Source organism: Mycobacterium celatum (genome assembly GCF_002101595.1).
Classification (GTDB): domain Bacteria; phylum Actinomycetota; class Actinomycetes; order Mycobacteriales; family Mycobacteriaceae; genus Mycobacterium; species Mycobacterium celatum.
The window spans coordinates 126,439-132,953 of record NZ_LQOM01000051.1; the positions used below are offsets into that span (position 1 = coordinate 126,439).

Genomic DNA, 6,515 nt, shown 5'->3' on the forward strand with positions numbered 1-6,515 from the left:
GCAGTACAGAGTCAAGACCCAAAGCCTTGACTACTACCGTTCGTAGTAGTAGAACGGATTGTGCACGCCGACTTCGGCACCTGATCAACGAACGGTGATCGTCATGATCGACCACATCGATCAACCCCGAGACAATCTGCGTTGGGCGGCAATCGCATTCGCGGTCGGGTTCGCCGTGCACGGTCTGGATCATCTGCGCCGCGGTATGTCGGCATCACCACCGTTCATCATGGTCGGCGGCATGGCCCAGATGCTGTTCGTCCTGTTGGCGATCGTGATGGTGCTGAAGCAGCATGCCCGCGCACCGCAGGCCGCGATCATTGTGGGGTTCGGCAGCGCATTGGTGTTCACTTATGCGCACCTGCTGCCGACGGTGTTCCCGGGCTACCAGGACAGCTTCGTCTCGCCGCCGCACATCAACGTAACCTGGTTTTCGTGGTTCAGCGCGCTGACCGAGATCGGTACCGGACTCGTTTTCGCGATGGCCGGCATCAGGGAGGTGAACAGTGTCAGGAATCCTGTTCTTTGATGGCGCTTGCGGAATGTGCACGCGCTCAGTGGAATTCATCCTGAGGCACAATCGAACCGGCCAGATGCAGACGGAGCCGCTGCAGGGCCCGGGAGTCGCTGAGCGCCTGGGCATTCCGCGGTCACAGCTGCTGGATTCGGGTCGGTGGTTGGACTCGTCCGGAGCCGTCTACTCCGGTGCAGAGGCCATGAACGCCGCGGTGTCGGCCGCGATCGGCACCAGGTTGCCGCTGATGCTGTACCGCATCCCCGGTATCCGGTTCATCGAGGAAGCGATCTACCGCTGGGTTGCCGGACATCGCTACCGATTCCGCGGGACAACCCCGTACTGCGAGTCACACCCCGCTGCGTGCTGAGTCGAGCGCCCGCTGCGGCCGGCCCGAGTACTCGGACAGCGGGCGGATGAGCGCATTGGATCCGGCCTGCTCGATGATGTGGGCTGTCCACCCGGTGATGCGGCTCATCACGAACAGCGGTGTGAACATTGGGATGTCGAAGCCCATCAGGTAGTAGGCCGGGCCGGTCGGGAAGTCGAGGTTCGGTTTGAGCCCGGTTGCCGCGAACATTTCGCGCTCTAGCACGTTGTAGATGTCCAGCCAGCGCCGCCCGTCGCGGACCTCCGCGACCCGGGTCAGGGCCTGTTTCATCGTCGGCACCCGCGAATCGCCGTTCTTGTAGACGCGGTGGCCGAAGCCCATAACCTTTTCTTTGCGGGAAAGCTTGCCGTGCAACCATTTCGCCGCGTTGTCGGCATGGCCGATTTCGACCATGTCGTGCATGACGGCCTCGTTGGCGCCGCCGTGCAGCCGACCCTTGAGTGCACCGATCGCCGCCGTGACCGCACTGTAGATGTCGGACTGTGTCGAGGTGACTACTCGCGCCGCAAACGTCGAGGCGTTGAAGCCGTGTTCGGCGTAGAGGATCATCGACTGCTCGAACGCCGAGACGACGACCGGTTCGGGCACCTCGCCGAAGCACATTCGCAGGAAGTTCTCCGCATACCCGAGGTGGCTGTGCGGGGCGATCGGCTCCAGGCCGCGACGGCGGCGCATATCGGCGGCCACGATCGTCGGCAACACCGCGAACATCCTCAATGCCTTGGCGTAGTTGGCCGATTCGGCGCTGTCGTCCTCGTCGGGATCCTCGGCGCCCAGGTAGCTGATCGTGGTGCGCACGACGTCCATCGGGTGGCAGTTGTCGGGCAGCTTCGCCAGCAGCGACAGCATCGAGCGGTCCAGCCGACGGCTGGCGCGTTCGCGTTGGCAGAACAGCGCCAGCTCGGCGTCGGTGGGCAGTTCGCCGTGCCACAGCAGATAGGCGACCTGCTCGAAACAGCAGTGCGTGGCCAAGTCCTGGACCGGGTAGCCGCGGTAGGTCAGCGAATTGGTCTCCGGCACCACCTTGGAGATGGCCGTGGTGTCGACGACGACGCCGGCCAGACCCTTGTGAATCATCGGTTTCCTTCCGCGATGTCGTTGTCGAACTGGGTGTAGTCGGCGTAGCGCAGCAACTCGTAGAGCCGGCGGCGGTGTTGCATCTTCCCGAGTAGGCCGAATTGTGTGCCGGTCGTGTGGATCTCGCGCAGACCGGCTTCGACGGCGAACATCGCCAGCCGCAGTGTGGTGACCGGGTAGATGACGACGTTGTAGCCGATGTCGGCCAGTTGCTGGGTACTCAGCAGCGGCGACTTGCCGAACTCGGTCATGTTGGCCAGCAGCGGCACGTCCAGCGCGGCGCGGAACCGCTCGAAGTCGGCCGCCTCGGTCAGCGCCTCGGTGAAGATCAGGTCGGCGCCGGCGTCGGCGTAGGCGCGGGACCGTCCGAGCGCGGCGGAAATCCCCTCGACGCCGGCGGCGTCGGTCCGGGCGCAGACGACGAAATTGGGGTCGCGTCGCGCCGCTACGGCCGCCCGGATCCGCTTGACCATCTCGGCCTTCGGGACGACGTCCTTGCCGTCCAGGTGGCCGCAGCGCTTCGGGTTGACCTGGTCCTCGAGGTGGCAACCTGCCAGACCGGCGTCTTCCAGCATCGTGACGGTGCGTGCGACGTTGAGCGGTTCGCCGAATCCGGTGTCGGCGTCGATCAGCGTGGGTAGTTCGGTGGCGGCTGCGATTTGCGCACCACGAGCGGCCACTTCGGAGAGCGTCGTCAACCCGACGTCGGGCAGACCCAGGTCGGCGGACAGGGCCGCGCCGGACACGTACACGCCGTCGAATCCGATGTCCGCGACCAGCTTGGCCACCAGCGGCGAGAACGCCCCCGGAAAACGTTGCAGCCGCCCGGAATTCAGCCCGTCACGAAAAGCCACCCGTTTGTCGGCGGCACTTTTTGCCGCAACCAGCAGTCCGTTCACTGGAAGATTCCCGACGGGACGGTCGGCGCCTTGTCCAGAACCTGCGGGTCGACCAGCACATTCAGCGCGGCCAGCGTGCCGGGCTTCATGTCGGCGAGGCCGTCGACCGCGGCCAGGAATCGTTGCTGCTCGGCGGGTTTGACAACACCGTCGGCGAGCTCGGCGAACTTGGCGACGTACTGTTCCCGCCCGAAGGGCCGCGCACCCAGCGGGTGGGCGTCGGCGACAGCGAGTTCGTCGCTGATCACCTCGCCGCTCTTGAGCGTCACCTCCGCGCGGGCGCCGAACGCCTTCTCCGCGGGATCGGTCGAGTGGTAACGACGGGTCCACTCCGGGTCCTCGACGGTGGAGATCTTGTGCCACAACGCAATCGTGTCGGACCGGTGGGCCCGCTCCGGCGCGTAGGAGTGTTCGTGGTGCCAGCTACCGTCCTGCAGCGCGACCGCGAATATGTACGGCAGCGAATGATCGAGGGTTTCCCGCGACGCGTCCGGGTCGAACTTCTGTGGGTCACCGGATCCGGTGCCGATCACCACGTGGGTGTGGTGGCTGGTGTGCAGCACGATCGACGCCACCTGGTCGAGGTCGCCGATGCGTTGGCGCAGCCGGCGGGCCAGGTCGATCGGTGCCTGGCTTTGGTATTCCGCCGAATGCTCTTTGGTGAAGCTGTCCAGGATCGCGCGTTTGGGTTCGCCGGGCGCGGGCAGCGGCACGTGGTAGGTGTGCTCGGGGCCCGACAGCAGCCAGGCGATGACCCCGTCCTCGCCCTCCCAGATCGGCGCGGGCGACCGCTCGCCGCGCATCGCCCGGTCGACGGCTTCGATGGCCACCTTGCCGGCGTGTGCGGGCGCGAACGCCTTCCAGCTGGAGATCGACCCCTTGCGGGACTGGCGGGTGGCGGTGGTCAGATGCAGCGCCTGCCCGATGGCCTGGTAGATGGTGTCGGTGTCCAGCCGCAGCATGGTGCCGATGCCGGCGGCCACCGACGGGCCGAGATGCGCGACGTGGTCGATCTTGTGCTCGTGCAGGCAGATTCCGCGGGCCAGGTCGATCTGGATCTCGTAGGCGGTGGCGATGCCGCGGATCAGGTCGGCGCCGCGAATGCCGAGCTGCTGGGCGACGGCCACCAGCGGGGGGATGTTGTCGCCGGGATGGGAGTATTCGGCGGCGAGAAACGTGTCGTGGAAGTCGAGTTCGCGTGCCGCCACACCGTTGGCCCACGCCGCCCATTCCGCCGAATAGCTGCCGTCGACGCCGAACACCGTTGCGCCGGGTCGGGACCGGTGTGGCAGCGCTTGGTGACGGGCGACGGTCACCGGGCGGCGCAACACTGCCGCCGCGCTGACCGCGGCGTCGTCGATGATCCGGTTGAGCACCATCGCCTCGGTTTCCGGTTCGACTTCGACCGGGTCGACGGCCACCTCGGCGATCTTGTAGGCCAGATGCTCGGTGAGGGGGAAGTCGTCGGCGCTGCGCCGGGTCCGGACCGGATGCGTGATCATATCCGCACACTATGCAACGCCGGTGATGAACGAAAGTCCCTGGATGTGCATAATTTTGCATCCTCTGCTAGCACTAGTTGCGGATATTGTGAACACGCGCGGGAGTACGGTGTCTACGTGGCGAAGTTGTTCTCCGGGGCCCGTCTGCGGCGTTTGCGGGAGGAGCGCGGGCTGACCCAGGCGGCGCTGGCCCGCGCCCTGGACTTGTCCACCAGCTACGTCAACCAGTTGGAGAACGACCAGCGCCCGATCACCGTCCCGGTGCTACTCGCCCTCACCGAGCGCTTCGACCTGCCGGCGCACTACTTCTCCTCGGATTCGGACGCTCGGCTGGTCGCAGACCTGTCCGAGGTGTTCACGGCTACCGCCGCCGAAAGCGTGAGCCGCGGGCAGGTCGAGGAGCTGGTTGCCCGGATGCCGGAGCTCGGTCGCAGCCTGGTGGCCGTGCACCGCCGCCTGGCCGACGCCACCGAGGAACTGGAGGCGTACCGCTCGCGGGCGATCACCGAGCCGTCGCTCCCACTACAGGGCCCGATGCCCTTCGAAGAGGTCCGCGATTTCTTCTACGACCGCAACAACTACATCGGCGACCTTGATCTCGCGGCCGAGCAGATGTTCGCCGATTGCGGGATGCGGATCGGCGGGCTGGACATCCAACTCGCCGAGCTGATGCGGGACCGGTTCGGCATCACCGTGGCCGTCGACGACGGTCTGCCCGAGACCACCAAGCGTTCATTCGATCCGGCCACCCGGGTGCTTCGGGTGGCGCACTGGCTGCGACCGGGCCAGCGGGCGTTTCAGATCGCCACCCAGCTGGCGCTGGTCAGCCAGTCGGAGCTGATCTCGGCGATCCTCGCCACCGACGACCAGCTCAGCCCCGAAGCCCGCGGCGTCGCTCGCATCGGGCTGGCCAACTACTTCGCCGGCGCATTCCTGCTGCCGTATCGCCAATTCCACAGCGCCGCCGAAGAATTGCGCTATGACATCGACCTGCTGGGCCGCCGCTTCGAAGTCGGCTTCGAAACTGTCTGTCATCGGCTGTCCACGCTGCAACGCCCACAGTGCCGCGGGGTGCCGTTCATCTTCGTCCGCACCGACAAGGCGGGCAACATCTCGAAACGCCAGTCCGCCACGGCTTTTCACTTCAGCCGGGTAGGCGGCAGCTGCCCGCTGTGGGTGGTGCACGACGCGTTCGCCCAGCCGGGCCGGATCGTCACCCAAGTGGCCCAGATGCCCGACGGTCGGTCTTACTTCTGGATCGCCAAGACCACCACCCCGCAGGGCCGCGGATATCTGGGCCAGCACACCAGCTTCGCGATCGGCCTGGGATGCGACCTGGCCCATGCGCACAAGCTGGTCTACTCCACCGGGGTCGCAGTCGACGACCCGGGCACCGCGGTTCCGATCGGCGCCGGCTGCAAGATCTGCAACCGCCCGGCCTGCACGCAGCGCGCGTTCCCCTACCTAGGCGGGCACGTCGCCGTCGACGAGAACACCGGCAGCAGCCTGCCCTATTCACCGACTGTTTGAGCGGCGGCCGGAGGATACTGACGGCAATGGTCGGGCAGCCCCAGACGCGCTACGCGGAAGGCCGTCGGCGGCGGTCCGATGGACCTGGTCATCGTTGCGGGTTGGGTCTCGCACGTCGACATGCTGTGGGCCGATCCCGGTTGGGTGACCTTCGTCGGAGAACTGGCTTCGTTCGCACCGGTGATTCTGTACGACAAGCGCGGCACCGGGCTCTACGACCCGGTGGATTCGGTGCCGACGCTGGATGGTCGCGCCGACGACTTGCGGTCAGTACTGGACGCAGCCGGCTGTAATCAGGTGGCATTGCTGGGGTTTTCTGAGGGCGGGTCGATCAGCATGCTGTTCGCCGCGACCTATCCGCAGCGAGTCCGCGCGCTGGTCCTGCTCGCGACTTTCGCCAGCGGGGTACTTGACGACGATGGTTCACCGGGCCGGACGAAGTGGATCGAGCTCATGACTCGCGTCCGGTCGACCATCGACCACTGGGGTGAGGGACAAACCATCGATTGGGCCGCGCCAAGCCTTAGTGGTCTGGGTCGGAATTTCGGTGACGTATTTGCGTGTGGCGTTTAGGCGGCTGGCGTCAGCTGAGCGTTCTCGTG

7 protein-coding genes are annotated in these 6,515 nt (G+C 66.1%); 4 read left to right on the forward strand and 3 right to left on the reverse strand.

All coding sequences use genetic code 11. The features are described from left to right. Positions 1-103 precede the first annotated feature (103 nt). Together AWB95_RS22415 and AWB95_RS22420 are read left to right on the forward strand one after the other, a co-directional pair. On the forward strand, positions 104-529 hold the full coding sequence (locus AWB95_RS22415) for a hypothetical protein (RefSeq protein WP_169714730.1): 426 nt from the start codon (positions 104-106) through the stop codon (positions 527-529). 13 nt (positions 530-542) lie between these two features. Beyond that, a complete protein-coding gene (locus AWB95_RS22420; protein ID WP_232315639.1) occupies positions 543-884 on the forward strand; it encodes a thiol-disulfide oxidoreductase DCC family protein in 342 nt (113 codons plus the stop codon). On the opposite strand, the gene AWB95_RS22425 is transcribed toward AWB95_RS22420, so the two are convergent. The 3 genes from AWB95_RS22425 to prpD are packed head-to-tail and all read right to left on the reverse strand — an operon-like array spanning position 864 to position 4,383. Further along, positions 864-1,982, reverse strand: a complete 1,119-nt coding sequence (locus tag AWB95_RS22425) for a bifunctional 2-methylcitrate synthase/citrate synthase (RefSeq protein ID WP_062539517.1) — start codon at positions 1,980-1,982, stop codon at positions 864-866. The genes AWB95_RS22420 and AWB95_RS22425 overlap by 21 nt on opposite strands. Continuing rightward, positions 1,979-2,881: a methylisocitrate lyase gene (gene prpB, locus AWB95_RS22430; RefSeq protein ID WP_062539516.1), complete on the reverse strand. Its 903-nt coding sequence runs from the start codon at positions 2,879-2,881 to the stop codon at positions 1,979-1,981. Before prpB ends, AWB95_RS22425 begins: the two co-directional genes overlap by 4 nt. Then, positions 2,878-4,383, reverse strand: coding sequence for a 2-methylcitrate dehydratase PrpD (gene prpD, locus AWB95_RS22435; protein WP_062539515.1), 1,506 nt, complete (start codon positions 4,381-4,383; stop codon positions 2,878-2,880). The genes prpB and prpD overlap by 4 nt, the downstream gene beginning before the upstream one ends. Before the next feature lie 117 nt (positions 4,384-4,500). Here prpD and AWB95_RS22440 point away from each other — a divergent pair, with 117 nt between their 5' ends. Beyond that, positions 4,501-5,913 (forward strand): short-chain fatty acyl-CoA regulator family protein, encoded by a 1,413-nt coding sequence (locus AWB95_RS22440; RefSeq protein WP_062539514.1) that lies wholly within the window; start codon positions 4,501-4,503, stop codon positions 5,911-5,913. Between the two features lie 120 nt (positions 5,914-6,033). Beyond that, a complete protein-coding gene (locus tag AWB95_RS22445) occupies positions 6,034-6,486 on the forward strand; it encodes an alpha/beta fold hydrolase (RefSeq protein WP_169714731.1) in 453 nt (150 codons plus the stop codon). Positions 6,487-6,515: the final 29 nt, after the last annotated feature.

Coding starts and splice junctions, on each gene's coding strand:
- AWB95_RS22415 (WP_169714730.1), top strand. CDS start 104: ATGATCGACCACATCGATCAACCCCGAGACAATCTGCGTTGGGCGGCA.
- AWB95_RS22420 (WP_232315639.1), top strand. CDS start 543: ATGTGCACGCGCTCAGTGGAATTCATCCTGAGGCACAATCGAACCGGC.
- AWB95_RS22425 (WP_062539517.1), bottom strand. CDS start 1,982: ATGATTCACAAGGGTCTGGCCGGCGTCGTCGTCGACACCACGGCCATC.
- prpD (WP_062539515.1), bottom strand. CDS start 4,383: ATGATCACGCATCCGGTCCGGACCCGGCGCAGCGCCGACGACTTCCCC.
- AWB95_RS22445 (WP_169714731.1), top strand. CDS start 6,034: ATGCTGTGGGCCGATCCCGGTTGGGTGACCTTCGTCGGAGAACTGGCT.